At 73.6% G+C, this 24,544-nt stretch carries 27 protein-coding genes; 9 read left to right on the top strand and 18 right to left on the bottom strand.

What is annotated here, in order from left to right; genetic code table 11:
* The first annotated feature begins 115 nt into the window (after positions 1-115).
* The 6 genes from AB0A90_RS18690 to AB0A90_RS18665 all read left to right on the top strand — a co-directional run bounded on the left by AB0A90_RS18690 (position 116) and on the right by AB0A90_RS18665 (position 4,548).
* Complete coding sequence (locus tag AB0A90_RS18690) at positions 116-1,327, top strand: SLC13 family permease (RefSeq protein ID WP_357249025.1); 1,212 nt, start codon at positions 116-118, stop codon at positions 1,325-1,327.
* Positions 1,328-1,445: 118 nt separating this feature from the next.
* On the top strand, positions 1,446-1,601 hold the full coding sequence (locus AB0A90_RS18685) for a lasso RiPP family leader peptide-containing protein (RefSeq protein WP_357249022.1): 156 nt from the start codon (positions 1,446-1,448) through the stop codon (positions 1,599-1,601).
* A 19-nt stretch (positions 1,602-1,620) separates the two neighbouring features.
* Complete coding sequence (locus tag AB0A90_RS18680; protein ID WP_357249019.1) at positions 1,621-2,250, top strand: ATP-binding cassette domain-containing protein; 630 nt, start codon at positions 1,621-1,623, stop codon at positions 2,248-2,250.
* The gene (locus tag AB0A90_RS18675; RefSeq protein WP_357249016.1) at positions 2,247-3,116 is read left to right on the top strand and encodes an ABC transporter permease; all 870 of its coding nucleotides are present in this window, start codon (positions 2,247-2,249) and stop codon (positions 3,114-3,116) included. The genes AB0A90_RS18680 and AB0A90_RS18675 overlap by 4 nt, the downstream gene beginning before the upstream one ends.
* Positions 3,117-3,124: 8 nt before the next feature.
* Complete coding sequence (locus AB0A90_RS18670; RefSeq protein WP_357249013.1) at positions 3,125-4,270, top strand: asparagine synthase-related protein; 1,146 nt, start codon at positions 3,125-3,127, stop codon at positions 4,268-4,270.
* On the top strand, positions 4,267-4,548 hold the full coding sequence (locus AB0A90_RS18665; RefSeq protein ID WP_357249010.1) for a PqqD family protein: 282 nt from the start codon (positions 4,267-4,269) through the stop codon (positions 4,546-4,548). Before AB0A90_RS18670 ends, AB0A90_RS18665 begins: the two co-directional genes overlap by 4 nt.
* 67 nt (positions 4,549-4,615) lie before the next feature.
* Here AB0A90_RS18665 and AB0A90_RS18660 read toward each other — a convergent pair whose 3' ends face one another.
* From AB0A90_RS18660 to AB0A90_RS18635, 6 genes are all read right to left on the bottom strand, one after another.
* Positions 4,616-5,542, bottom strand: coding sequence for a nucleotidyltransferase family protein (locus tag AB0A90_RS18660; protein ID WP_357249007.1), 927 nt, complete (start codon positions 5,540-5,542; stop codon positions 4,616-4,618).
* Positions 5,539-6,399: a hypothetical protein gene (locus tag AB0A90_RS18655; RefSeq protein ID WP_357249004.1), complete on the bottom strand. Its 861-nt coding sequence runs from the start codon at positions 6,397-6,399 to the stop codon at positions 5,539-5,541. Before AB0A90_RS18655 ends, AB0A90_RS18660 begins: the two co-directional genes overlap by 4 nt.
* Before the next feature lie 83 nt (positions 6,400-6,482).
* Positions 6,483-9,176, bottom strand: a complete 2,694-nt coding sequence (locus AB0A90_RS18650; RefSeq protein ID WP_357249001.1) for a fibronectin type III domain-containing protein — start codon at positions 9,174-9,176, stop codon at positions 6,483-6,485.
* A 304-nt stretch (positions 9,177-9,480) separates the two neighbouring features.
* On the bottom strand, positions 9,481-10,311 hold the full coding sequence (locus tag AB0A90_RS18645) for a MerR family transcriptional regulator (RefSeq protein WP_357248998.1): 831 nt from the start codon (positions 10,309-10,311) through the stop codon (positions 9,481-9,483).
* 48 nt (positions 10,312-10,359) lie between these two features.
* On the bottom strand, positions 10,360-11,961 hold the full coding sequence (locus tag AB0A90_RS18640) for an asparagine synthase-related protein (protein ID WP_357248995.1): 1,602 nt from the start codon (positions 11,959-11,961) through the stop codon (positions 10,360-10,362).
* 4 nt (positions 11,962-11,965) lie between these two features.
* Positions 11,966-12,934, bottom strand: a complete 969-nt coding sequence (locus AB0A90_RS18635; protein WP_357248992.1) for a DUF5715 family protein — start codon at positions 12,932-12,934, stop codon at positions 11,966-11,968.
* 199 nt (positions 12,935-13,133) lie between these two features.
* On the opposite strand from AB0A90_RS18635, the gene AB0A90_RS18630 reads away from it, so the two are divergent.
* Positions 13,134-13,847, top strand: coding sequence for a PIG-L family deacetylase (locus AB0A90_RS18630; RefSeq protein WP_357248989.1), 714 nt, complete (start codon positions 13,134-13,136; stop codon positions 13,845-13,847).
* On the opposite strand, the gene AB0A90_RS18625 is transcribed toward AB0A90_RS18630, so the two are convergent.
* The 3 genes from AB0A90_RS18625 to AB0A90_RS18615 all read right to left on the bottom strand — a co-directional run bounded on the left by AB0A90_RS18625 (position 13,844) and on the right by AB0A90_RS18615 (position 16,497).
* Complete coding sequence (locus AB0A90_RS18625) at positions 13,844-14,647, bottom strand: isocitrate lyase/phosphoenolpyruvate mutase family protein (RefSeq protein WP_357248986.1); 804 nt, start codon at positions 14,645-14,647, stop codon at positions 13,844-13,846. The genes AB0A90_RS18630 and AB0A90_RS18625 overlap by 4 nt on opposite strands.
* Positions 14,644-15,678, bottom strand: coding sequence for a cytochrome P450 (locus tag AB0A90_RS18620; RefSeq protein WP_357248983.1), 1,035 nt, complete (start codon positions 15,676-15,678; stop codon positions 14,644-14,646). Before AB0A90_RS18620 ends, AB0A90_RS18625 begins: the two co-directional genes overlap by 4 nt.
* A gap of 75 nt (positions 15,679-15,753) precedes the next feature.
* Positions 15,754-16,497: a winged helix-turn-helix domain-containing protein gene (locus tag AB0A90_RS18615; RefSeq protein ID WP_357248980.1), complete on the bottom strand. Its 744-nt coding sequence runs from the start codon at positions 16,495-16,497 to the stop codon at positions 15,754-15,756.
* 176 nt (positions 16,498-16,673) lie between these two features.
* Between AB0A90_RS18615 and AB0A90_RS18610 the strand changes: the two genes are divergently transcribed.
* On the top strand, positions 16,674-17,360 hold the full coding sequence (locus tag AB0A90_RS18610) for a hypothetical protein (RefSeq protein ID WP_357248977.1): 687 nt from the start codon (positions 16,674-16,676) through the stop codon (positions 17,358-17,360).
* A gap of 73 nt (positions 17,361-17,433) precedes the next feature.
* On the opposite strand, the gene AB0A90_RS18605 is transcribed toward AB0A90_RS18610, so the two are convergent.
* From AB0A90_RS18605 to AB0A90_RS18565, 9 genes are all read right to left on the bottom strand, one after another.
* Positions 17,434-17,637, bottom strand: coding sequence for a hypothetical protein (locus AB0A90_RS18605; RefSeq protein ID WP_357248974.1), 204 nt, complete (start codon positions 17,635-17,637; stop codon positions 17,434-17,436).
* Between the two features lie 94 nt (positions 17,638-17,731).
* Positions 17,732-18,508 carry a hypothetical protein gene (locus AB0A90_RS18600; protein ID WP_357248971.1) on the bottom strand — a complete coding sequence of 259 codons (777 nt, stop codon included), beginning with the start codon at positions 18,506-18,508 and terminating at the stop codon, positions 17,732-17,734.
* 24 nt (positions 18,509-18,532) lie between these two features.
* Complete coding sequence (locus AB0A90_RS18595) at positions 18,533-19,234, bottom strand: hypothetical protein (protein ID WP_357248968.1); 702 nt, start codon at positions 19,232-19,234, stop codon at positions 18,533-18,535.
* Positions 19,235-19,298: 64 nt separating this feature from the next.
* Entirely contained in the window at positions 19,299-19,817 is a 519-nt protein-coding gene (locus AB0A90_RS18590; protein WP_357248965.1) for a 2'-5' RNA ligase family protein, read from the bottom strand.
* A 78-nt stretch (positions 19,818-19,895) separates the two neighbouring features.
* The gene (locus AB0A90_RS18585; RefSeq protein WP_357248962.1) at positions 19,896-20,351 is read right to left on the bottom strand and encodes a hypothetical protein; all 456 of its coding nucleotides are present in this window, start codon (positions 20,349-20,351) and stop codon (positions 19,896-19,898) included.
* 295 nt (positions 20,352-20,646) lie between these two features.
* A complete protein-coding gene (locus AB0A90_RS18580; RefSeq protein ID WP_357248960.1) occupies positions 20,647-20,838 on the bottom strand; it encodes a DUF397 domain-containing protein in 192 nt (63 codons plus the stop codon).
* A complete protein-coding gene (locus tag AB0A90_RS18575) occupies positions 20,829-21,596 on the bottom strand; it encodes a DUF5753 domain-containing protein (RefSeq protein ID WP_357248957.1) in 768 nt (255 codons plus the stop codon). The genes AB0A90_RS18580 and AB0A90_RS18575 overlap by 10 nt, the downstream gene beginning before the upstream one ends.
* 156 nt (positions 21,597-21,752) lie before the next feature.
* Entirely contained in the window at positions 21,753-22,358 is a 606-nt protein-coding gene (locus tag AB0A90_RS18570; protein WP_357248955.1) for a response regulator transcription factor, read from the bottom strand.
* On the bottom strand, positions 22,355-23,506 hold the full coding sequence (locus AB0A90_RS18565; RefSeq protein WP_357248952.1) for a histidine kinase: 1,152 nt from the start codon (positions 23,504-23,506) through the stop codon (positions 22,355-22,357). The genes AB0A90_RS18570 and AB0A90_RS18565 overlap by 4 nt, the downstream gene beginning before the upstream one ends.
* Positions 23,507-23,638: 132 nt before the next feature.
* Between AB0A90_RS18565 and AB0A90_RS18560 the strand changes: the two genes are divergently transcribed.
* Positions 23,639-24,511, top strand: coding sequence for a hypothetical protein (locus AB0A90_RS18560; protein WP_357248951.1), 873 nt, complete (start codon positions 23,639-23,641; stop codon positions 24,509-24,511).
* Positions 24,512-24,544: the final 33 nt, after the last annotated feature.

Here is a 24,544-nt window from a genome sequence, read left to right as displayed (position 1 = left end):
TTTGCTCTGCTTCAACGGGCGAATCAGCAGGGCGACGGGCCGCCAACGGTGCGGCTCGTCACCCCAGTGGGGGCGGCGACGCCGCCGGCCGGACGCTGTGCGAACGTGGTCAGACGTGACGACCGCAGCCCCGCCCGAGCCGACCACGCGCTGGCGGCCCCACCCGCTGGACGCGGTGGCGGTCGTCCTCGCCGTCCTCGGCCTCACCTGCGCGCTGAGCGGGCTGCTGCCACGGGCGGAGACCACCGCCACCCTGCACCGGATCCTGCCGCTGCTGCTCTTCCTCGGCACCGTGATCATGCTCGCCGAGTTGACCGCCGTGGCCGGCGTCTTCGACGTGCTGGCCAGCCGGCTGGCCATCGCCTCCCGGGGCAGGTGGGCGGCGCTGTTCCTGCTCTGTGGTGGCCTGGCCACGCTGACCACCCTCGTGCTCAACCTCGACACCACCGCCGTGCTGCTCACCCCGGTGCTGCTCGCGTTGGCCCGCAACCTGGGCGTCCCGGCCGGCCCGCTCGCGGTGACCACGGTCTGGCTGGCGAACACCGCGAGTTTGCTGCTGCCGGTGTCGAACCTGACAAACCTGCTGGCCGCCGACCGGGTCGGGTTGTCCCCGTTGGCCTACGCCGAGCGGATGGCGCTGCCGCAACTCGCCGCCGTGGCGGTCACCATGGCGCTGCTGTGGTACGCGTGGTGGTGGCGGGACCAACCGGTCGGCGGGCGTTTCGTACCGCCGGCCCGGCACGTGCCGCCGGATCCGGTGCTGCACCGCGTCGCGCTCGCCGGCTGTCTGCTCTTCGTCGCCGGCATCCTCGCCGGGGTGGAGATCGGTCTGGCCTCCACGGTCGCGCTCGCGCTGGTGCTCGTCGGATTCGTCGTCCGCTCCCCCGCCACGCTGCGCCCGAAGCTGGTGCCGGTGCGGCTGCTGCTCTTCGTCGTCGGTCTGTTCCTGGTGGTGCAGACCCTCGGGCAGCACGGGTTGGACGACCTGGTCGACGACCTGCTCGGCAGCCACGGTGGAACGCTCGGCGAACTGCGCGCCGGCGGTACGGGCGCGTTGCTGGCCAACCTGGTCAACAACCTGCCGGCCTACCTGGCCGGCGAGTCGGTGCTGCCGCCCGGCGAGCACACCCGCCTACTGGCGCTGCTGATCGGCACCAACGTCGGCCCGCTGGCCGTCCCCTGGGCGTCGCTGGCCACCCTGCTGTGGTTCGAGCGGTGCCGGGCGGCCGGGGTGACGGTGCCGATGCGGCGGTTCGTGCTGACCAGCGCGCTGCTCGCGGTGACCGGCACGGTCGCGGCGGTCGGCGCGCTCCTGCTGGCTAGTTGAGCCACTATTGAATGGTTCTCACTCTGTTGCGGTGTTTGACCCACCGAGACGTGTTATCGACCGGAAGCGCGAGATGACCGTTTATGCTGGTTCGACACCGATCCGAGTAGGAGAACCGATGACAGCGCAGCACGAACTGGACACAGCCCAGACGACCCCTTCGGACTACCGCCCGCCGACGATCCAGCGCCTGGGCACCCTCGCCGAGTTGACCAAGGGCGGCACCGTCGGCCCGGACGACGGCCTGGGCGGCGGCGGCGACGGTTCGCTCTGACCCGTCACCGCCCGCCATCGTGGGAGGACCGCCGCTGCTCACGATCCGCCGGGCACAGCGCCGGTTCGGTCGTCGGGTGATCTTCACCGACCTGGACCTCGACGTCCCGGTCGGTGCCCGGCTGTTCCTGGGCGGCAACAACGGCTCCGGCAAGACCACGCTGCTGCGGTGCCTGTCCGGCACGCTGACCCTCAGCGCCGGACAGGCCACCGTCGGCGGCCACCAGGTCGGGTCACTGCCTGCCCGGCGCCTGACCGCTGTCTGCCTCGCCCCGGAACAGGGCCTCTACGAGCAACTGTCGGCACGGGAGAACGTGACCCTCGTGGCCCGACTCCGGCTGCCCCGGCGAGCCGTCCGCGCGGCCGTCGCCCGGGTCGAAGCCGAACTGGACGTGGCCGGCTACGCGACCGTGCCCGTGCAACGGTGCTCGGCGGGGATGCGGGCCCGGGTCAGCATCGCGCGGGCTCTCGTCGCCGAGCCCGCGCTGCTGCTGCTCGACGAGCCGGGCCGCTCCCTCGACGAGACGTCACGGCTGCTGTTGTGGCAGGCGCTCGACCGGCGGCCCGAGCTGACCTGCGTGATCGCGTCGCACCTCGCCGACGACCGCGACCGGTGCCAGTCCGCCCTGACCCTCCCGGCCCTCCGATGACGACGCCGACCACGCCGGCCGTCTCGGCCGCGACCACCAGCCGACCGGTCGGCCGCCGGGCCGCCGGCCCCGGTCCGGTCGCGATGGTCCTCGCGCTGGTCCGCCGTGATCTCGGCGACCCCCGGCAGTTCCGGCTGCCGCTGCTGCTGGACCTCGCCTTCGGGGTGGTGAACCTGGTCGTCTTCCTGTTCATCTCCCGGGTGCTCACCCCGTCGGCGGGCACCGACCTCGCCCGCTCGCCCAGCTACTTCGACTTCGTGGCGGTCGGCATCACCTTCCTGCTCGTCCTCCAGGCCGCCACCACGCAGCTGACCGGCCGGGTCATCCGGGAACAGCGCAGCGGGACGCTGGAGGTGCTGGCCGCCCAACCCGTGCCGGTCACCGCGCTGGCCATCGGGACGGCCGGCTACCCGTTCCTGTTCGCCCTGCTGCGCTCCTGCGTCTACCTGGCCATCCTCGGCACCGTGCTCGGCCTGCACACCGACCGGGCCGACTGGTGGGGAGTCGCGGTGCTGCTGATCGCCGGTACCGCGTCGGTGCTCGGCATCGGCATCGCGCTCGCGGCGTTCACCGTCGCCGTCGGGCACGGCGACGCCGCCGCCCGGCTGTTCGTCGTCGGGCTCACCTTCGTGTCCGGCACGTACTTCCCGGTCTCCGAACTTCCCGGCCCACTGCCGGAGCTCGCCGTGGTGCTGCCCAGCCGGATCGCCCTGGACGGCCTGCGCTCCGCGCTGGCCGGCGGCGACTGGGCCTGGTCGGCAGGCGCGCTGCTCGGTGCCACCGCGCTCCTGCTGCCGCTGTCGAGCTGGGCCTTCGCGGGGGCGCTGCGGGTCGCCGCCGGCCGCGGCGCCCTGAAACGCGATTGAGGTACGACATGCTCCGTCCCACACCGTTCGACCTCGCCACCGGAACGCTGCTCGGTGTCGGCCCGCCACGGCCGCGTCGGCCCGTGCCGGTGGGCGTACCGGACCCGTTGGGTGCGCTCGACGCCGCCGTGCTGGCCGGTCTGACCCGCCCACCGTGTGTGGTGAGCTTCTCCGGTGGGCTGGACTCGTCGCTGATCCTGGCGGTGGCCGTCCGGGCGGCCCGCCGGGAGGGGCTGCCGGACCCGGTCCCGGTGACCTGGCGATTCGGCGGGGCTCCCCGGGCGGACGAGTCGGACTGGCAGCAGCGGGTGATCGGGGCGCTGGGGATCGGGAGGTCCTGGCAGATCCTGCGGGCCGACGACGACCTGGACCTGGTCGGGCCGGTGGCCCGCCGGCTGCTGCACCGCCACGGGGTGGTCCATCCGGTCAACCTGCACCTGCACCTGCCCATCGCCGAGTTGGCCACCGGCGGCTCGCTGCTCACCGGTGCGGGCGGCGACCAGATCCTGGCCGGGTGGCGTCGCCCACCGGCGACCTCGCTGCGCGGCCGGCTGTGGTGGCTGCGGCACGCCGCGCGTACCCGGCAGGGGCCGGCGGAGACGTTTCCGTGGCTGCGGGCGACCGTCGCCCGGGAGGCGCACCGCGCACAGCGCGCGGAGCAGCGTGCCGAACCGCGTCGCCTGGGACAGCGGATCGCCTGGCACACCCGGCGGCGGGACCTCCGAACGACCTGCTCGGCCCTGGCCGCGCTGGTCGCCGAGCACCGGGCGACCGCGATCCAGCCGCTGCTCGACGAGGGATTTCTGGCCGCGCTGACGATGCGGTACGGCGGCCACCGGAACATCGGCCGGGACCGGCTGCTGACGGAGATCGTCCAGGGCGCCCTACCGGCCGAGGTCACCGCGCCGCGCCGCAAGGCCCGCTTCCTCGAGGTGTTCTTCCGGACGCCGACCCGGGAGTTCGTCAGCTCCTGGGACGGCGCCGGCGCCGACGAGGAGTTGGTGGACACGGAGGCGCTCCGGGCGCTCTGGTCGCGCTGGCCGATCCCCGGCGGCACCGCCAGCCTGGTCCAACAGCTCTGGCTGGCCGCCAACCCGCCCGACTCCGCCCGCCGGCCGGAGCGTTCCGACATCGACGTGGAGGTCACACCGTGACAGAGCAGGAGATCGTGCACCGGGTCGACCCGGACCGGGTGGCCTGGCGGGTCGCCGGTGACGAGGTGGTCGTGCTGGACACCCGCAACTCGGTCTACTTCGGGCTGGACGCCACCGGCGCGTTGCTGTGGCGACGACTGGCGACCGGCGCCACAAGTGCCGAGCTGGTCACGGCACTCGTGGAGACCGCCCCGGTGGACCGGGAGCGGGCCCGCGCCGACGTGGCCGCGTTCCTGGCGGACCTGCGCGGGCACGGGCTGCTGGTCGAGCGTCCCTGACCGACGCCGTCGGCCGGACGGGGACGACAGGCGACGCCGGGCGGGTTGACGGCGCACCCGCCAGGGGTCAGCCGCGATGGCCGCGCCGGGCCGCGCGGACCTCGCCCAGCGCGGCCGGAAGTCGTCCGGCGTTGCGGGCCAGCCGGCCCAGGTGCGCCAGCAGCAGCCCGACCGGGCCACGTCGGGCCAGCGGGCTGGCGTGCCGCATCGACGCCGGTGTCGGGAACAACCGCGGGCCGAGGTGCCGCAGGCGGTCGACCACAGTGGGCAGTTCGGCGAGTTGCGCGAGCGTCAGGGCAGCGGGTGAGGCGCGGTGGGCGCGCAGCCACAGCGCCGGCGTGCCCTGCCGGGGCAGGGCCAGTGTGCCGGCCAGGGTCGCGCCGGCCGGCGTCAGGCGCAGGCCGAGCGCGAACGACGGCAGCGCGCCGGTCCGCGCGGCGAGGTCGGCCGCCGCTCGCCAGGTGTCGACGGGAAAGACCGCAAGCGCCCGCAGCAGGTCGGCACGCGGCCGGTCGGAGCGACCCGGTGCGGCGGCGTGCAGGGCGACCAGCAGGGCAGTGCCCGCCTCGTCCGGCACGGTAACCAGGCCGCCGGCCAATCTGATCCGTTCCGCCGAGCCCCACAGCCCGGTCCACAACGCCTCCGCGTCGGCGACCCCGTGGAAACCGCGGTGCAGGTCGACGGTGAGCGCCAGCGGGCCGGGCATCCGCCAGGGGCGCTCGTACCAGTGCGTCCGGTGGTCGGGCCGCCCCTCGGGGAGCGCGCTGGAACAGCCGAGGTCGGCGAGCGCCCGCTGCGCGGCGTCGAACGAGGCGGGGGCGACCAGCAGGTCGATGTCGGTGTAGACCCGGTGCCCCTCCTGGCCCAGCCGGCGCGCCAGCCCGGCCCCCTTGAGCAGGACGGCCTCCACCCCCCGGTCGGCGAGTGCGGCGGTGACGCCGACCGCGGCCCGGTCGAGGCTCAGGCAGCGGACCGCCTCCGGCCGGGCGCTCACCGGGTCGCTCCCACGGCCGAGGTGGCGGTGACGGCGTCGGCCAGCAGCCGGTGGGTGTCGGCGAGGGCGGCCCAGTCGCGCGGCCGGGTCAGCTCCCACGCCGGCAGGGCGGCGAGCGCCAGCAGCGCGGCCGGGTCGGAGGGCAACTGCCCGAACGACCGCCGGCCGGCGAGCCGGGCCAGCAGGGTGGCGCCGGGCAGCCGGGTCAGGGTGACCGTGGCCCCCCAGCGCAGGAACAACCAACCGCCCAGCGGTACGCGGGGCGCGATCGGCGGCAACCCCACCCGCAGCAGGGTGCCGGCCCGGACCGGCCGGGTGGGCAGGCCCACCCCGGGCACCGGCTGCCGCAGGTCGACACAGCGCGGGCCGGCGAAGGCGTCGCCGCCGTCGACGACGAGGATGTCGTCGGTCAGGATCGGCACACCCCCGGCGGCGAGGGCCGCGAGCAAGCTGCTCTTGCCGGCGGTACGCGGGCCGAGCACCGCCCAGGACCGGCCGCCGAGCACGAACGCGCCACTGTGGAACGTCTCCCGACCGGCCCACCTGTTGACTGTGGTCGCCACCGGGGCGAGGTACGGGTGGGCCAGCACGTCCGGGGCGAGCGGCGGCCCGTAGAAGGTGGCGGTGCCGCGCACCCGGTCGACGGCGAGGGTTCGCCCGTCGGCGAGGATCCGCGTGCCCCGCCGGTCGTCCAGGGGCACCGATGGTGGTGGCGGTTCGTGCACTTGACCGACCCGGACGGTGGGCCAGTCGAGGGCGGCGCCCTCGGCCGGGGGCAGCTCGGACACCCCGTCCAGGCCGTGCACCAGCAGCCCGTAGACACCGCGGCCGGGTGTCGGCATGATCTCCCCGCTCATCGTCTGCTCAACGGTCCTGGACGGCGACGCGATGCGGGTGGCGCTCGTGGAGACGCGCCACCCGCACCCCGATGCGGTGAGTGTCAGCGCAGGGTGCCCCTGTCGACGCTCACCTTCTGCGACTCCTTCAGCCGCTTGGCGTCCGCCGCGCGCTGCTTTGTCGCCTTGGCGCCCTTCGCCGACGTCGCGATCGTGGGGACGACGCCCCCGCCGAGCGCGTCCACGTCGTACGCCACCCAGAACGATCCGGGGGTGTCCACCGCGAAGCTCAACGCGACGTGGATCGACGCGCCCGGTGCGAGCCCACCCAGGTCGATGGGGATCGTCAGGGTGGTGCCCAACCCGCCACCCGGCGGGCTGGTGGCCGGCGTGTCCATGGACAGGTTGCGCACGAACAGCGTCCGCCCGTCACTGATGGTGATCGACGTGGTCGCGTTGGCCGGGTTGACCAACCGCAGGTTGGAGTGCACCTGCGGCGACGACCCACCGGGATACGGTGCGCCGTTCTCCGCGCTCAGCGACGTGATCCGGATCCGCGCCTGGGTGATCGGCGCGGACGACCGGTTGGTGAGCGTCCGCCGGATCACCAGGCTGTTCGGCGTGCGGACCCGGTTCGGCGCGGCCGACGCCGCCACGTTCGGGTCGAACAGCGTCGACTGCACGGCGGCGTTCTGCTGGTAGGTGCCCAGCGTGTTCTGTGGTGAGGGGCTGCCGAGTGTGGACGGCACCCCGTTGATCGGCCCGATCACGGTGGCGACCAGCCGGAAGTCGGCCACGTTGTTGGCGGTGTCCTTCAGGTTGCCCCCGATGCGGAGTCGGTTCCAGGCGTAGGGGACGAACGGCGGCGAGTTGAAGGCGGGCAGGGGCGGGCCCTCGGAGAAGCCCGCCGTCGATCCAGCCCGGTCGGTGACCGTGTGCGCCGCGTCCGGTGCGACGAGCCGGAAGCCGCCCTGGCCGAGGCTGGGGACGACGAGGTCGGGTTGGATGTTGAACAGGGAGTAGTTGGTGGCCGCGATCAGATAGCCCCGCTTGGGCGGCAGCGGCCGCGCGCTGCCCGGGATGGTGATGGACAGTCCGCCGGGGGCCTCCACCTTGAACCCGGCGATCGGCAGGTTGATCGCCGTGCCGTTGACGATGGAGACGAACTGGTCGGCGAGGCCGCTGATGCCGGACTGCGCGAACTGGTCGATGACCACCTGGCGGGGTGCCGCCGAGACCTCGATGGCGACCTCGTTGGACACCGCCTCGCCGAGCGGGCCGGTCCCGTCGTACTGCGCCCGGAACTGGTTGTGCCCGAACGCCGGCACGTAGACCTGGAAGGTCGCCACGTTGAGCGACAGCGGGAAGGTGCCCAGTGGGGTCTCCACCCCGTTGGGCAACTCGTCGATGAGTGTCACGCTGCCCTCGGCGACGCCGGGACCGACGATGACCTGGAACTGCACCGAGCTGCCGAAGTTGATGGCATTTGTGGACACGCTCAGCGTGGCCACGCTCTTGGGCTGGATCAGGATCCGGATCGGCCGGTTGGCGGCGAAGCCGTTGGCGTCGGTCACCCGGACCGTCGACGGGAACGCGCCGACAGTTGTCGGCCGGCCGGACAGCAGGCCGGTCGTCGGGTCGAGGGTGAGGCCGGGCGGAAGCGAACCGGCCGGCAGCGACCAGGTGAACGGCCCGGTGCCGCCGATCACGTTGAGCTGCTCGGAGTAGGGGGCGTCGACCTCACCCAGCGGCGGCGCCGGGAAGTTCAGGAGGGGCGCCTTGTTGACCACCAGGGTGATCAGCCGGGTGCCGGTCTCGCCGTCCGCGTCGATGACCCGGATCACCACCGGGTAGGACCCCGCGACGGTCGGGACGCCCGAGATGCCGTTGGTGACGGGATTCAGTGAGATGCCGGGCGGCAGGGTGCCCGAGTCGACGCTCCAGGTGTAGGGCGGGACCCCGTGCGTGATGTTCAGGGTGGCGGTGTACGCGATGCCGACAGTCGCGTCGTTCGGGTGGTTGAACAGCAGCGTCGGCGAGACGTTGGCGATCACCTCGTCCGACGGGGCGGACTCGGGGCCGGTGCCCTGGGAGGTGCGGGCCGCCACCGTGAACCGGTAGGCGGTGGTGGGGAACAGACCGGTGACCGTGTTGGTGGTGGCCGCCCCGAAGGTCTGGGCGGGCTGGCGCACGCCGTTGACCCAGGGGGTGACGATGTAGCCAGTGATGGGTGAGCCGCCGTTCGGGCCAGGCGTCCAGCTCAGCAGGGCCGTGGCGGTGTCGGCGGTGACCGCGATGATGGTCGGCGCGCCGGGCAACGCCATGATCTTGGCACCGGCGGAGCGCTTGCTGGCCGGGCCGACGCCCTCGGCGTTCTTCGCGGCGACAGTGAAGGTGTAGGTGGCCTTGGCGGTCAGACCCTCGATCTTCTGGGTGGTCGTCGACGCGTCGAAGGTGACGGTCTTCGCCTTCTTGCCGTTGCGGTACGCGGTGACCAGGTAGCCGGTGAGGGCCGAGCCGCGGTCAGCCGGCGCCTTCCAGTTCACCGTGGCCGTCCCGGCACGCCAGGACGCGGTGGGCCGGGCCGGGGCGGCCGGTGGCTGCGCCGGGGCGGCCAGCTCGGCGATTCGCTCCATGGTGACGGCCGGCGCCGCCACCGGCGCGGACACGGGTGTGGGGGTGCGACTCGGGGCGCGGGCCGAGGCCGCCGTGGGTGCGACGAGCAGGCTGACGAGCAGCGCCAGGATTGCGGCGCAGGCCGTGACGGCCCGTGGACGGGCACGGAGCACTGGGGACATGGATGTTTTCTCCCTCTCCCGGGGATGAGGGCCACCGCGGGCGGGGGGAGGAGACAGGCGACCGGCTGATCGTGCGTGGCGGCCACGCGCCTGATCCCCCCGGCCGCAGGGCGACTGGCGGAAATTCGACCGTCACGCACGGAATGGCTTTCACGTGTTGAGTGACGGATCTCTATCCACTCCTACCAGTTTTCCCAGGTCAGGCCATTTTCGGGCGGGGAAAGTGTCCAGCCATGGGCGAAGGCTGTCCGAATTCCGACTGCCGAGGCGTCCTTTTGCGGCGGACGCGACGGCAGGGCCGCCATCAGTCCCGGCGCACCGCGAGCTGAAGCTCGGTGACGCCTTTCTCCGGCTGCTCCGGGCAGTAGTCCAGGTACACCTCGCGGGCGAAGCCGTCGGCGCGGTAGCCGTTGTCGTCGATCCAGCGGGCGAGCACCTGCATGCTCTGCTCGACGTCGTCCATCGCGCCATGATGGACGATCGTCGCGGCGGCGCCCAGCGCGGGAAGGTCACGTACCTCGACGTCGGGAACACTCGACGCGCCGATGGCGACGGTCACCCCGGCGTGCACCAGCACGGCGTCGCCGTCGCCGGGCGCGGCCGGCTCGTACCAGGCGATCGTCGGTCCGGTCGGCGTGATCCCGGCGTCGGCCAGTCGGCGGAACAACTCCGGGTAGAGCGGCCCGATCACCGGGCCGATGTCCTGGCTCTGGTAACTCGGCGCGAGCGCGGTCAGCTCCGCGACACGCACCGGTGCGACCTCCTTCAGGACGACGTCCTGCGTACTCATGGTGCCCTCCGACTCGATCATCCGGAGCCTCGCCTCGACCGCCGCCAGCCGGGCGGCGTCCGCGGCCAGTTGCTCTTCCAACTGGGTACGCCGCAGCCGCAGCATGCCGCGCAGCTCCACCACGTCGACGGCGTCGTCGACGATGACCCGCACCTGCTCGAGGGTGAGGCCCAGCTCCTTCAGGGCGATCACACGGTTGAGCCGGCGCAGCTGGTCCGCGCGGTAGAACCGGTATCCGGTGTGGGCGTCGACGGCGGCCGGACGCAGCAGCCCGATGCTGTCGTAGTGGCGCAGCATCCGCACCGACACCCGGCCCAGTCGGGCGAAGTCTCCGATGGTGAACATGGTCCCCTCACGCTCGTCCCTGACACGGTGTCAGAGTCAAGCGGGGGGTCAACCGACCGACGAGCGCCGGGCCGGGCGCGGGCCGACCAACCGGCGCACCATCGGCGCGGCGTTCCACGTGGCGGCGCCGACCAGGTCACGGGCGTGCTCCAGGACCGTGTAGTCGGGCCGGTCCAGCCCGTCGGCGATGGCCCGGTCGAGGTCGTTGCCACACCGGCTCAGCACGGTGTCGAAGTCGCGGCGCACCGGCTCCTGAAGGTCGTAGCCGAAGGAGCGGTGCAGCCGGGCGAAGAGCGGCTTGTAGAGCCGGACCCGCTCGTGCAACCCCGACGAGTACGACATCGGGTTCTTCGGCCGCCGCAGGATGTAGTCGGGCAGCACGTCGGCGAACGCCCGCCGGACGATCCACTTCTCCTGCCCGTCGCGCAGTTTCAGGTGCAGCGGCAGCCGCATGGCCAGCTCCACCACGCTCAGGTCGAGGAAGGGCACCCGGGCCTCCACCCCGTACGCCATGGCGGCCCGGTCGACCCGCTGCAACTCGGTGCGGCACAGGTTGCGGATCCGGTGCAGGAACAGCCGGCGCGCCGCGGCCGGGCCGACCTGGTGGTACATCGGGTACCCACCGAACAACTCGTCGGAGCCGTCGCCGGTCAGCACCACCTTGATGCCGAGGTCCCGCAGGCGCCGGAAGATGGGGACCGACACGACGGCGTTGATGATGTCGCCGTACTCGGTCAACTCGGAGATCCGGATCGCCTCGCGCACGTCGGCGAGCCGGATGTCGCGCGGGCGCAGCTCGACCACGACGTGCGGCACGTCGAGGTCGGCGGCGAGCCGCCGGGCGTACGCGACGTCGGGGCTGTCCGCGACGCCGACCGTCACCGCGACGCAGTCCGGGTGGATGTCGCGCACCTGCCGCAGCATCAGCGAGCTGTCCAGCCCACCGGAGAGCACCACCCCGACGGTCAGGTCGGTCTCCACCCGCATCCGGATGGCGTCGCTGAGCGCGGCACGGACGAGCAGGGCGGCCTCCTCCGGGTCGTCGATGACCGGCAGGCCCGCGCCGATGGTGAGCAGGTCGACGTACGGGCTGAGGCGGACGTGCCCGTCCGCCTCCACCCACCCGTGGTGCCCGGGCGGCACCTCGACGATCGGCGCGCCGTGTCCGACGAGCGCCTTGACCTCGGAGGCGAGGTGCAGGCAGCCGGGCCGACGGGACCAGTACAGCGGTTTGACCCCGAGTGGGTCGCGGGCCAGGTAGGCCCGGCCGGTGCTGCGCTCCACGGCCGCGAACGCGTACTCGCCGCGCAGTCGGGTCACCGCCGCCTCGCCCCACTGCTGGAACGCGGCGAGCAGCACCTCGGTGTCACCCTCGGTGCGGAACGCCTGACCCAGGCGGGTCAGTTGCGCGCGCAGCTCCCGGTAGTTGAAGATCTCGCCGTTGAAGCAGAGCAGCCAGCGCTCGTCGGTCGAGGTCCACGGTTGCACCGCCCGGTCCCGGTCGACGACGCGCAGGCGGCGGGTGCCGGCGAGCAGCCCGCGCTCGGAGCGGGTTTCGGTGACCTCGCCGCGCGGGGCGAGGACGGCGAGCATCCGCCGGAAGGTGGCCGGGTCGGCCTCGGGGCCGATGCTCAGGGCGATGCCGCACACCGGCTCAGACCCCCATCTCGGCCTCGTACGCGCGGCGGAGGCGACGCCGGGCGGCGGGCGCGAGGCACAGGTGCCACGCCTGCCCCTCGTCGATCACGTTGAGCTCACCGGCCTCCTGCCGGGCCAGCAGCAGGTCCGCCAGCGCCTGGCGCGCGCCGAACCGTTCGAACCAGCTCAGCTCGACGTCGACGGAGTAGCCGAGGCAGTGCCCGCTGGGCAGCATGGCGGCGTAACCCAGCCGGCGCAGCCGGTACTGGTGTTCGGCGCTGCGGACCAGGCTGGTCACCCACAGCGGCGGGGTGTTCGGCGGTGCGGCGGCGGCGAACTCCCGCGCGAGGTCGTTGAGCAGCGCCACCACCTCCCGGCGGGCGCGCCGGAACAGCAGCCCGGCGGTCTGCGGGGCGGCGTCCGGGCGCAGTCGACGTCGCAGCCCGCGGGCGGCGCGGCCCAGCAGGGTCGCGGGTTGCTCCTGGTAGCGGAACCGCAGCAGGTCGCGGCGGCGCAGCCACTCCAGGTCGACCAGCTCCGCGCTGCCGTTGACCTGGTCGTCGGTGACGAACGTCGGGGCGTCCTGCCACCACAGCACGTCGATGCGGGAGAGCAGGTAGATCCGCACCAGCGCGCTGAGGTCGCGCGCCGAGGTGCGCTCGTTGGGCTGGTAGCGGGCCATCTCCAGCAGCAGCGTCTCGCGCGCCCCGAGCAGCCCCTGGGGGGTGGCGTCGAGGACGGCGGCGAGCGCCGGCTCCCGCAACCGTTCGTCGACGAGCACCTGGCGGGCCCGGGTGCTCGCCGCGTCGGCCAGGGCGCCCACCTCGATCAGCAGCTCGGCGACGGCGGCCCGGTAGGCGGCCAGGTCGGGCTCGGCGGCGGACCGGCGGCGCGGGGTGATGCCGGAGGGCCGGCGGCGGGGCGGCGCGGTGGGTGAGACGGGCGAACCAGGTTGCTGTCCCGGACTACGGCTGGGCACTCGCATGACGGGGGTCCCTTCTCCGCTCGCGGCACTGGGTGGATCGCCCTGAAACCACCGTAATCAGCCGGACCGGGATGGATCGAACAATCCTCCGATTCACCCCTAACGGAGCTGGACCTCGCGCTGGCCGCTACGCCGAACGGCGGCACCTGGCATACCAGCGAGTGATCAGACGTTGACGGAATGCCGCCATACTTCGTCAATGGCTGACGACATCGCACCGGCACGATGGGCGGGGGAGGCTTCCACCTCGATGACGGCGAACGACCCGGTTGGCGAGGTGAATCCCTTCGCGACGACCGCACTGCGGACCGCTCTGGTGATCGTCGCGCACCCGGACGACGAGGCACTGCTGTGCGGCGGCACCATCGCCCGGATGACCCAGGCCGGGATGGACGTCCACGTCGCCTCCCTGTCGCGCGGGAGTCAGGGCCGGGACAAGGCGTTCGACGCCTGCTGCGAGATCCTCGGGGCAACCGGCGAGGTGGGCGACCTGGCCTCCAACGACCTGCGTACCGGCGGGGACCTGGTCACCATCACGGACGCGTTGATCGATGCCCGCCGCCCGGACGTGGTGATCACCCACGGTCCGGGCGCCGGGCAGAACCAGGACCACAACGCGATCTGCCACGCCGTGCGGATCACCGTCAGCCGCAGCCGTCACCCGACGATGCTCCTGCTCGGCCACCCGACCTTCGCCACGACCGACTTCCGCCCGACTTTCTTCGTGGACGTCACGAACGTCTGGTGCGCCAAGATGAAGGCGCTCGCCGCGTACCGGCAGATCCTCGATCGGGACTACATGACCGAGGAGTACCTGCGGGTCAAGAGTCGGTGGTGGGCACAGGTGGCCGGCCGCGACCGAGGGCTGTGCGAGGCCTTCGAGGTCGGCCTGTGGCGTCCCGCACCGGCCTAGCCCCGGTCCGGCCGACCGGGTGCCAGGCCCTGCACCTCGGCGTACGACGGCAGCCCCGACAGGTTGACCGGCGCGCCCGCGCGGGCCGCGTCGGCGGCGGCGACGGCCGCGGCGAGCGCGGCCCGAAACAGCAGGGAGCCGGTGCTGACCCGGGCGACGCCGGCCCCGCCCAGCTCGTCCAGGGACGGCCCGCCCGGCTGGTACAGCGCGTTCAGCGGAGCGTCGATCCGCTCGCCGAGCACACGCAGCGTCCCCAGGTCGACGGTGCCGGGCACGAAGATCCCGTCCGCCCCGGCGGCCCGGTAGGCACGGGCGCGGGCCAGGGTCCGCGGCAACGGGTCCGGCACCCCGAGCCACCACGTGTCGACGCGGGCGTTGACGAACAGGTCCGGCACCGCCGCCTTCACGGCCGCGACCTTCTCGGCGACGCCCGCCGGATCGGCAAGGGTGCCGTCGGCGCACCCGTCCTCCAGGTTGATCCCGACCACGCCCAGCCCGGCCAGCTCCGCCACGTACCCGGCGACCGCCGCCGGGTCGTCGTCGAACCCGGCCTCGACGTCGACGCTGAGCAGCACCGGCAGGCGGGCCAGCCGGCGGGCCAGGGCCAGGGTCTCCCCCGCGGTGGCCGCGGCGCCGTCGGGTCGCCCGGCGGCCGCGGCGACCCCGAGGCTGGTGGTGCCGATCGCCAGGTGCCCGCGCGCCGCGAGGGCCGCCGCCGACGCGTGGTCCCAGGCGTTCGGCAGCAGCAGGGGCCGGCCGCCGTGATGCAGGGCGCGGAACTCCGCACGCCGATCGGTCATCGGACGCTCACCTCCAGGGTCGTCGCCACCGCCAGGGTCGGGTGCGGCTCGTGGCACAGCGGGACCCGGGTGCGCTGGCAGCGTTCGCGCAGCACGTCGAGCACCCCGGTGGCGAGGGCCAGGGCGTGCCGGTCGCCGGGGCAGCCGCGCTCCCCCGCCCCGAAGGTCAGCAGACCGGCGCCGGGCCGGCCCGGTCGGAACGCCGCCGGCTCGGCGAACACCGCCGGGTCCCGGTTCGCCGCGTCGAAGCGGAGCAGCACCGGGCTGTCCGCCGGCAGTTCCCGCCCGCCCAGTCGCACCGCGCTCGCGGTGACCCGTCGCGTGGCCCGTACCGGCGGGTCGAGCCGCAGCACCTCGGCCAGCAACTCCGCCGTCCGCACCGCGCCCGCACCGTCGCCGCCCGGCAGAGGCAGCAGGTGGTGGGCGGCGGCGCCGATCAGACCGGCGGTCGCGTCGCACGCCTGGACCAGCAGGCCGATCACGTTCGCGCGTACCTCCGGCGCCGCCGGCGGCACCTCCGCCAGCAGCGTCGCCACCGCCCGGTCGGCCCGCCGGGCCAGTGCCACGTCAACCCCCGGGTGGTACGCCGCAGCGACGACCGCGACCGCCGTCCCGGCGGCTGCCGGATCGGCGAGACCGAGGCGCGCGGCCAGCACCCGCAACGGCACCGCCCGGGCCAGTTCGCGCATGACGTCGAGGCGGTCACCGGCGCGGTCCAGGACGGCGCCGGTCAGCCGGGCCGCCTCCTGCCGCAGCTCGTCCGGGTCGAGCGCGTCCAGCGCGGTGACCACGATCGAGCGGCGCTCGGCGTGCCGTCGCGGTGAGCTGAACCTGCTCACCGAGGCACGCAGCCAGGCGAGCGTGCCGGGCGGGCCACTCTCGACCGCCGGAACCCGGAAGGCCGGGTCGGTCAGCGCCGCCCGTACGTCGGCGTGCCGCGTCACCCACCAGCCGCGCTCCGGCGCGAACGAGGGCGGGCCGCACGCCGGCGTTCCGGCGGCGGGTGCGATGTCGGGCCAGGTGTCGGTCACCGTCCGACGGTAGAACCCGAACCCTTCGGCCCTCGCCGAACGATCCCGCCCGGCCCGCGTACCAGGGCGGGCGGGTCAGGCGCGGCCGCTGCCGGGCGCCGGGGGCGGGGTGGGCACGAGGGTCGACGCTGGGACGGCAAGGGTCTCGGCGAGCGCGGTGCGGCCGGTCGGGGTGAGTCGGACCGCGCGACCGGCGCCCGCGGTGATCCAGCCCAGGTCGCTGAAACGGCCGCGCAGCGCCGCGCCGAGCGCTCCGGCCAGGTGCGGGCGACGCTCGGTCCAGTCCAGACAGTCGCGGACCACCGGGCGTCGAGCGGTGCGCAGGACATCCACCGGTACGCCCAACCCGGCCGCCCACGCCCAGCCCTCGGCGGTCACCGTCAGGCCGCTGGAGCGGTCCAGTCGTCCGTCGGCCACCAACGCGTCGTACATCAGCACGCCCACCCGTCCGGCCAGGTGGTCGTAGCAGGTCCGGGCGTACGCCAGGGCGGCGCTGGTGGTGGCCGCGCGCAACGACCCGGCGGGCGCCGGTGGTGCCGGAGCGTGCCCGGCCAGATCCTCGATCAGCTGGGCCACCGACGGCCCGGCCAGCCGCAGGTAGCGATGCCGGCCCTGCCGCTCCTCGACCAGCAGGCCGCCGTGAACCAGCCGGGTGAGGTGGTCGCTGGCTGTCGACGGCGCGACACCGGCTCGCCGGGCCAGCTCGCCGGCCGTCCAGGCCCGACCGTCGAGCAACGCCACACAGATGCCGGCCCGGGTGCCGTCGGCCAGCAGGGCCGCCAACTCGGCCATGCCGCGGCCCTCGGTGCCACCACTCATGCCGCCATCATCGCCCCGACGAGCGCCGCACCGACCACCCGGGTCCGACGCGGTCCGCCCGGGGTGGTCGGACGAACCGACGCGCTTGCCTGCCGCCCTACTCTGAAGGAGCCACGACGCCACTTCGGCAAGTCGGGGCCCTAGCGCCCGCAGCCCGGGCGGATGGAAGCAGCCGCATGAACTGGACGACGTTCAGAAGCGCCCGCACCCCTCGCCGACTCCGCGCCGTGGCCGACCTGCGTTTTCCGGCCAGCGCGCGCGAGCATCTCCGGAACCGGTACCCCCATCTCAGCGACGACGACATCGCCGTCGTCGAATCCGCGACCCGGCAGTGGTTCCGGCTCGCCGTCCGCCAGAGCGGTGCGCAGCTGGCGATGCCATCGGTGGCCGCGGGCGAGCTGTGGCAGGCGTTGACGCTGCACACGCAGGACTACGCCACCTTCTGCGAGGCGGCGTTCGGGCGACCTCTGAAGCACGAGCCGAGGTTCGCGGCGAGCGGTGACCCGACCGACGCCGGTCACCGCACCCTGCTGCTCGCCACGCTGAACCACGCACGCCGCGACGAGGGAGGTGACCCGGCCAGCCTTCCCCTGCTGTTCCGGGTCGACCACGAGCTTCGGATCCCGGGCGGCAGTCGCTACCTGGCCGACTGCGGAGGCCGAGGTGAATGCTTCCCGGTTGCCGAACGGGTCTGCCTGCAACACCTCGGCGGGCTCGGCAAGCGACCCAAGCCACGCGGCATCCGCGGCGATCTGCCCTTCCTCGACGGCCGCCACGGCTACGCCGGCGGTTCCGGCGGCGTGGGTGGCGGTGACTTCGACGGCGGGAGCGGCGGGGGCGGCGACGGCGGGGGCAGCAACTGACCCCGGCCATCCGCCGAGCCCGCTCGCCCCAAGGGCCTGCGCCGACGCACCCGGGACGGTCCGCGCCGCGGGCCTAGTGGGCGCGGCGCTCCGCGTCCGCGTGCCACCAGGCGGGTGGGCTGGGGTTGGTGGCCGTAGCGGTCGGCTGGTCCGGGTGCAGGCCGAGTCCGCGCAGCGCGGCAGCCTGGACACGGATGCCGACCCAGCCGTGCCAGCGACCGTCAGCGCCAACGCCACAGGCCAGGTCGACGCGGATCGCGTCGGCCTCGAGGGGCATCCAGTCGATGCCCCGATCACGTAGTCAAGCGCGGACGGCGGCCATCGGCTGCGGGCAACCCCGGGTGTTCGGATAGGCCGCGACGGTGACCCACTCAGTGTCCGGAACGTTCATGGCGACCATGATCCCTGCTGTCGTCGGGCTCCGGAAGTGCGATCCGCGGGTAGTGCCGGCGCAGGTGGCGGATCAGGCGGGCAACGAGTCGGGCGCGGACCCGCTGCACGAGGCTCGGCTTGCGGAGGCGGGTCTGGTCGGGCAGGTCATTCCAGGTCAGTTTCCGCCGAGCGGCGAGTTCCAGCAGGGCCGGATCGACCCAGGCGGGCTCCTCCGCCTCGTTCCACTCGCCCAGGTCCGTGATCGCCGCTCGCAGCCCTTCGCGTTCTTGCGGGTCGGCGGCCCGTTCCGCTGCCTGTGCGAGGGCGGCCTCCGCCGCTGCCGCCCGGATGGAGAACAGGCTCAGGAGGTCTCTCGCGGCACGACGGACCTCGGGTTCCGCCGCGTTGAGCAGCGCGGCGAAGACCGGCACCGCGTCCTGCACAGCCCGATGGCTCGCGCTTTCCAACGTCACGGTCTCACCCTGGTAGCGGACCGTGGATTCCGACGGCGCACCTGCCGCGCAGATCTCCGCGAGCACCCGGAGGCCGCACACCTGGCCGGCGGCGCTCCAGCCGGGCAGGGCGCGGACGATCTCAGCGGCGACCCAGGGCGCCGCCTCGTAGAGGATTCCTTGTGGTGCCACCTCGCAGGCGAGGTGGCGGAAGGCGTCCGCGCCGGCGGAGCTGCCCGCGTCGAGGTCAAGCCGGCTGATGGCAGCGGGCAACGTCGTTGCCCAGCCCGATGCCGCGCGCAACGAACCCCAATCGACAATCACCGACCCACGGTACGTGGCGACCGGTCACCCCCGTCGTCGCCGCTGCCGCCAGCCCACCGAGGCGCGTACGGCCAGCCGGCAGGCGTCGACCAGATCCGCGTCGAGTTCGACGGCGTGCCGAGCCTGGTACTCGGCCGGCAGCGACACCTTGCGGTCCTCGGACGCGACCCGCTCGACCCAGCCGCCCCGGAGCACGTGCGGCGTGAGCACCCGGTCCGCGCTGTCCAGGTCGGCAAGGAGCGTCGGCAGGTCGATCCGGTCCGGTGGAGCGCCGCCGAGCCCCGCGAAGATCCTCTCGTACGGGCCGCCCTCGTACCCCACCGTGGACGAGACGCCCAGCAGCACCCGACCCTCGGCCGGCGGACCGACCGCCGGTGGCACCTCGCCGGCCCGCAGGGCGTGGAACGGAAGCATGGCGAACCACCCGTGCGCCGACCAGAGGATGAGCGTCCTGGCGGGCGGGCTGACGTGCACCCGCCACGCGTCGCCGCGCACACCCGTCCAGTCCGGCCACCGCCGGCAGAAGTAGTCACCGACACCACTCGCCCAGCGGCAAGCCAGACCCGACTCCCGCAGGCACCTGAGGTGGCACTGGCCGTACCGGTCGTCGGTGCCGGACCGATCCGGACCGAGGAAGTACGGCGCCAGGTAGAAGTCCTGACCCGCCAGGCCCAGCGACAGCCGGCCGCAGAAGCAGCACTGCTCAGGGACACCCGCGTCGCGCACCTGAACGTCGTGGGAACCGATATCCCGCACCCGGAACCCCCGCTCCGACGACTGGGCGCTGACCCTAGCCCAGCCGGGTCAGCGGCGTCACCGTCCGGTCCGACCCGTCGTAGCTGCGGGCGACGTCGAAGTCCCCCGTCGGGCGCTGCCCGCCCGCGACGCCCCGGGCCACCCGCAGGTCCGCGTCGCGGAACCGCAGGGCCAGGCTCAGGTGCGGCACCCACGCCCCGGGGGCGTGCCACGGGCGGTGCCCGTCGGCCTCGGCGAGGACGTCCCACACGGCGGCGTGCAGCCGGGTCAGCGCCGGCGTCGGCCGGACGAGCCAGACCAGCGGGGCGCTGCCGTCGAGGACGACGACGCGGTCGAGCGCGACCGGCACCGGCAGCGCGGCGTCGAACACCTCGGCCAGGTGGTACTCGACCCCGGGCGGAAACTCGTCGACGGCGGCGAGGGTCAGGTGCGGCCGGTTGGTCGGATGGATGTTGCGCGCCAGGCTGGGCAACCCGGCGGCCGCCAACCGCTGCCAGACTGCCCGGACCGCGACCTCCAGGCCAGGCGAGCAGACCAGTTCCACCGTACGCACGCGCCCACGCTAGCCCGACCGTCCCCGTCATCCGGACGGATCGGCGTCCCGGTTCGTGAGCGCCGCCGGATTGTTCGCTCAGGCAAAGAAGATCTCGTCGGGACCCACGGCGTCTGCACGCTCCCCCAGCAGCGGGGACGGGTCAGCCGGCGAGATACCGACCTCGGCCCAGTAGACCCGGCCGGCCACGACATAGTCCGTGGCCCGGTCGCGGTCGAGGAGGAACATCGTCCCGTAGGGCCAGCGCATCCCGACCCGTTCCTCTTCGGCGGCCTTCTGCTCGGCGGACGCAACCCGGAGCTCGAACCGGCGGCACACGTCCGGAACGCAGATCCGCGAGACGTCGTGGAACACCAGGTCCAGCACCCGGAGGTCGTCGTCGCCCTCCTGGTCGCCGATGATGCCCCGCAGGTGCAGCTTGCTGTGACCGACGTCCATCGACCACGGCTTGACCACTCCCTCGATCCGCAGGGGCAGATCACCATGGACGATCCGGGGCCCGCCGAACTGCCGCCGCCAGTCCGCGGCGTTCACCGCGCGCCCCTCGCCGTCTCGTCAGTCGTCCAGTTGTCGCCGCAGGGACCTGCCCGCCCGCCTCGCGCGGCGGGGCAGCCAGAGCCCGCCGACAACCAGCAGGACAATGAGAAGGAGGAGCAGCCAGCGCATCTCGGCCTCCGATTCAGGACTCCCAGGACACCTCGGATGTCGCTCCTGATTGCCCGGTCACCGGCCACCCCTAAACCGGCACGCCATCGGACGACGCCCGACGGGGCGAAGGCCGCCAGTGATCAGGGCCAGGGGTGGCGCGATCCCACGCCACGACGCACACCTAGCGCTGGGCTCGCGTGAAAGCGACGAAGCCTCGCCACGCCTCCGGCGCGAAGGCCAACGCCGCGCCGTCACGGTCCTTCGTGTCCCGAACCAGGACGACGCCCGGAAGGTTGTCGGCGACCTCCACGCACGAGCCCCCGTTGTTGCCGCTCTTGGTGCTCTTGCGCCAGCGCGCACCGGTCACGTCCATGAGGATGCCGCTTCCCTGAGCAGGTCTAGGGACTGTCCGCGAGAGAGGGTTTCCCCGCGAATGCGTTCCCATCGTCGGTCCAGGGTAGCAATTTCTGCCTGCTGCTCGGTTATCTGCGCCTGCGCCTGGCCATCGATGTGGGCGACGCGCCCGCCGCCCTCCAACTCGGCGACGATGAACGGCCCACCCAGGCCCGGGTACATGCCGACTGCGGTCGGCACGACGTAGACCTGCACCGACGGCAGTTGCGCACACGCGACGAGATGCTCGCACTGGTCGCGCATGAGATCGCGATCGCCGTACGCCGAACGCCGCACCACGGCCTCGTCCAGCACGGCGATCAGGAGCGGGGGCTGGTCACGGTGGAGGACGGCCTGCCGGCCGATGCGTGCCTGCACGAGACGATCGACGTCCTCACCGGACAGCGACTCCCCCGCCAGCGTCGCCCGCGCGTACGCCTCGGTCTGCAGGAGACCAGGCACCCAGGCCAGCTCGAACCACCGCAGCGCCACCGCTTCCCGTTCCCAGTCGACCCACGCCCGCAGCCAGATCGGATCGCGCCGCTTCAGGACGTCCGGCCACAGGTCGATCACCTCCCGGCCGAGGATCGCCGCGACCTGGGCACGGTGTCGTGTCTGCGGAATCCGTCCCGGGTTTGCCCAACGGGCCGCCGTCTTCGGATCGACACCGGTCTGAGCGGCGAGAGAGTCGGCGGTCTCACCACGTTGGGTCATGGCTTCCACGACGGCGTGATTCATCCTCTGTCCTCCCGGGATATCCCGAACACCCACTGACCATAGTGCGACGCAGCGTGATGACGTCGCAACGCTCGGCGGGGTGTTGGTTGACGGCGTGGTCGTCACCGCGGCACGCCCGCACCAGGACACGGCGGTGGCGGGTCGCCACGCAAGCGGTCAGAGCCAGCCGTTGTCCCGGGCGGCGCGGACCGCCTCGGCCCGGTCGGCCGCGCCGAGCTTCTGCACCGCGGCGGACAGGTGGTTGCGGACGGTGCCGATGGACAGGTGCACCCGGCGGGCGATCACCGCGACCGGGGCGCCGAACTCGGCCAGCCGCAACGTCTCCAGTTCCCGGGGCGTCAGCGGGCACGCGGGCAGGGTCAACGCGTCGGCGGCCAGCGACGGGTCGACGTACCGGCCGCCGGCGTGCACCCGGCGGATCACGTCGGCGAGCGCGCCGCCCGGCGAGCCCTTGGGCACGAAACCGCGCGCCCCGGCGGTCAGCGCCTGCCGCAGGTGCCCGGGACGACCGTGCCCGGTCAGCACGACCACCGCGCACTCCGGGCGGACCCGGGTCAGCTCGGCGGCCACCGCGATGCCGTCCAGGCCGGGCATCTCCAGGTCCACCACCGCCACGTCCGGGCGGTGCGCGAGCGTCGCGGTCACCGCAGCGGCTCCGTCGGCGGCCTGGGCCACCACGTCGATGTCCGGTTCGAGGCCGAGCAGCGCGGCGACCGCGACCCGGATCAGGTCCTCGTCGTCGGCGAGCAGGACCCGGATCACGACGGCACCGGCACGGTCGCCTCAAGGGTGAACACCCGGTCCTCCCGGCGGACCCGCAGCTCTCCCCCGGCCGCGGCCAGCCGGTCGGCCAGGCCGCGCAGGCCGTGGCTGTGCTCGTCCGGACCGTTGTCGTCGGCACCGTCGTTGGCGATTGTCATCCTGGCCCCGTTCTCGTCCCGGTCGATGTGGATCCGGCACCACTCGGCCCGGCTGTGCCGGAGCACGTTGGTGCCCGCCTCGCGCAGCACCGCCGCCAGTTCGGTGGCGGCCGGCTGCGGTAGGTCGACGTCTGGCGGCACCGTGCAGCGCACCCCGCAGGAGCGCAGCACGTCCGCCACGGCGGCCAGTTGCTCGCCGAGGTCGACGGCCCGGTAGCCGTGCACGCTCTCGCGGACCTCGGTGAGCGCGGAGGCGGCAAGCCGTTGCACCTCGGCGGCCTCCCGCCCAGCCCGCTCCGCGTCGACGGGTGCGAGCCGCGCGGCGAGTTCGGCCTTCAGCGCGATCACGGTGAGACTGTGCCCCAGCAGGTCGTGCACGTCCCGGGCGAAGCGCAGCCGCTCCTCGGCGGCGGCCAGCCGGGCCTGGGCGGTCTGACCCTGCCGAGCCTCCACCAGCAGACCCCAGAACCAGACCTGGAACCAGTTGACCGCGGCCACGCCCACCCCGACGCCGCCGGTCACGGCCACGGACCGCCCCAGGGACCCGCCGGTCCACCAGGCCACCGCCGCCGACACGAGCAGGGTGCCGGCGATGACCGCCAGCGCGCCCGGGAGGCGGACCAGCAGCGGGGCTATCCCCACCAGGGAGGCCCCGATCCACGCCCAGGTCGGCCAGGCCCCGGCCGCGACCGGGGCCACCGACGGCACGGTCAGCGCCGCCACGACGACCAGCCCGAACTGGGCGCGACGTCGCCACCGGTGCGCGAGCCAGGGGGTGACCGCCGCGTACAGCACAGCGGTCTGGGTGGCCGCGAAGACGAGGATCCCGACCGCGCCGAGCACGACGCGGACGGCGGACGGCTCCCGGGTCAGGCCGACCGCGGGCAGCAGGACGGCCGCCCACACGCCGGTGGCCAGCGACAGCAGCGTCGCCTGCCGAGCCCGGTGCAGCCGTCGGTCCGCCCGGGGGGTCACCGCCTCGCTCGCCACGCACCGATCCTAGGACCGCCCGGCACCCGGTCCACCCATGCGAGACGTCACGGTTGAACCGTGCGAACCGCACGGGATTTCCGTGCTCAACGAGCCTGCCGACCGCGCCGGGACACCGGCAGGGTCAACGGCATGGAAAACACACGGGTGTACGCGGACAGCATGGTCGTACCGTCTCCCGCGCCGACGCCGGCAGCGCCCGGCGCCGGCACGCGGCGGCTGTGGTGGCATCTGGTCGAGATGGCGCTGGCGATGGTCGGCGGGATGCTGCTGCTCGGGCCCCTGTGGGACGCTGCCGGCATCCTGCTCGGGCTGACCGGGACGCTGGGCCGGCCAGACGTCGCCGCGCTGGTGATGGCCACGAACATGACGGTCGGGATGACGGTGTGGATGCGCTACCGGGCGCACCACTGGCGTGGGGTCGTCGAGATGGCCGCGGCGATGTACGTGCCGTTCCTGTTGGTGCTCGTACCGTTCTGGACCGGCCGGCTGGATGGCGACGCCCTGATGCTCGGCGGTCACCTGCTGATGGTGCCGGCGATGGTGCTGGTGGCGGTGCGTCATCGACACGAGACGCCGGTGGCGGTACGCCGGCATCCGGCCGTGACGGCGCTGGCCCACCGCTGGCCGGCCGGTCTGGCGCTGTTGCTGACCGTGGAACTGTGGGTCGACCCGAGGATGCTCAGCCCGTGGACGATGCTGGTGCTGCCCGGCGGGTACCTGCTGATCGGCCTGGTCCGACGCACCCTGCACGGGCCGGGCGTGCTCGCCACCCAACTGGTCGGCCTGGTCGTCTGGGTGGGGCTGACGCTGACCGCGGTCACCGTCGGGGATCAGGTGGCCGCGTGGCTGGTGGCGTTGGGCTGGCTGGTGCACGCCGGGTGGGACCTGGTCCACCACCGCACCGGCCGGGTGGTGCCACGCGGGTACGCCGAGTGGTGCGGCGTGCTCGACGTCACGCTGGGAGGCATCATGATCGTGGCAATCCTGACCGGCGCCGTCTGACGGGGGCGACCCTGTGGGGGTGCCGCTGGTCGC

The organism is Micromonospora sp. NPDC049204 (assembly GCF_040647935.1).
In the GTDB taxonomy this organism is placed as follows: Bacteria; Actinomycetota; Actinomycetes; order Mycobacteriales; family Micromonosporaceae; genus Micromonospora.
This window is presented reverse-complemented; position numbering and strand designations above follow the sequence as displayed.

Coding starts and splice junctions, on each gene's coding strand:
- AB0A90_RS18650 (WP_357249001.1), bottom strand. CDS start 9,176: ATGTCCCCAGTGCTCCGTGCCCGTCCACGGGCCGTCACGGCCTGCGCC.
- AB0A90_RS18610 (WP_357248977.1), top strand. CDS start 16,674: ATGAACTGGACGACGTTCAGAAGCGCCCGCACCCCTCGCCGACTCCGC.
- AB0A90_RS18635 (WP_357248992.1), bottom strand. CDS start 12,934: ATGCGAGTGCCCAGCCGTAGTCCGGGACAGCAACCTGGTTCGCCCGTC.
- AB0A90_RS18645 (WP_357248998.1), bottom strand. CDS start 10,311: ATGTTCACCATCGGAGACTTCGCCCGACTGGGCCGGGTGTCGGTGCGG.
- AB0A90_RS18575 (WP_357248957.1), bottom strand. CDS start 21,596: ATGAATCACGCCGTCGTGGAAGCCATGACCCAACGTGGTGAGACCGCC.
- AB0A90_RS18580 (WP_357248960.1), bottom strand. CDS start 20,838: ATGGACGTGACCGGTGCGCGCTGGCGCAAGAGCACCAAGAGCGGCAAC.
- AB0A90_RS18630 (WP_357248989.1), top strand. CDS start 13,134: ATGGCTGACGACATCGCACCGGCACGATGGGCGGGGGAGGCTTCCACC.
- AB0A90_RS18655 (WP_357249004.1), bottom strand. CDS start 6,399: ATGAGCGGGGAGATCATGCCGACACCCGGCCGCGGTGTCTACGGGCTG.
- AB0A90_RS18625 (WP_357248986.1), bottom strand. CDS start 14,647: ATGACCGATCGGCGTGCGGAGTTCCGCGCCCTGCATCACGGCGGCCGG.
- AB0A90_RS18685 (WP_357249022.1), top strand. CDS start 1,446: ATGACAGCGCAGCACGAACTGGACACAGCCCAGACGACCCCTTCGGAC.
- AB0A90_RS18615 (WP_357248980.1), bottom strand. CDS start 16,497: ATGAGTGGTGGCACCGAGGGCCGCGGCATGGCCGAGTTGGCGGCCCTG.
- AB0A90_RS18605 (WP_357248974.1), bottom strand. CDS start 17,637: ATGCCCCTCGAGGCCGACGCGATCCGCGTCGACCTGGCCTGTGGCGTT.
- AB0A90_RS18670 (WP_357249013.1), top strand. CDS start 3,125: ATGCTCCGTCCCACACCGTTCGACCTCGCCACCGGAACGCTGCTCGGT.
- AB0A90_RS18560 (WP_357248951.1), top strand. CDS start 23,639: ATGGAAAACACACGGGTGTACGCGGACAGCATGGTCGTACCGTCTCCC.
- AB0A90_RS18675 (WP_357249016.1), top strand. CDS start 2,247: ATGACGACGCCGACCACGCCGGCCGTCTCGGCCGCGACCACCAGCCGA.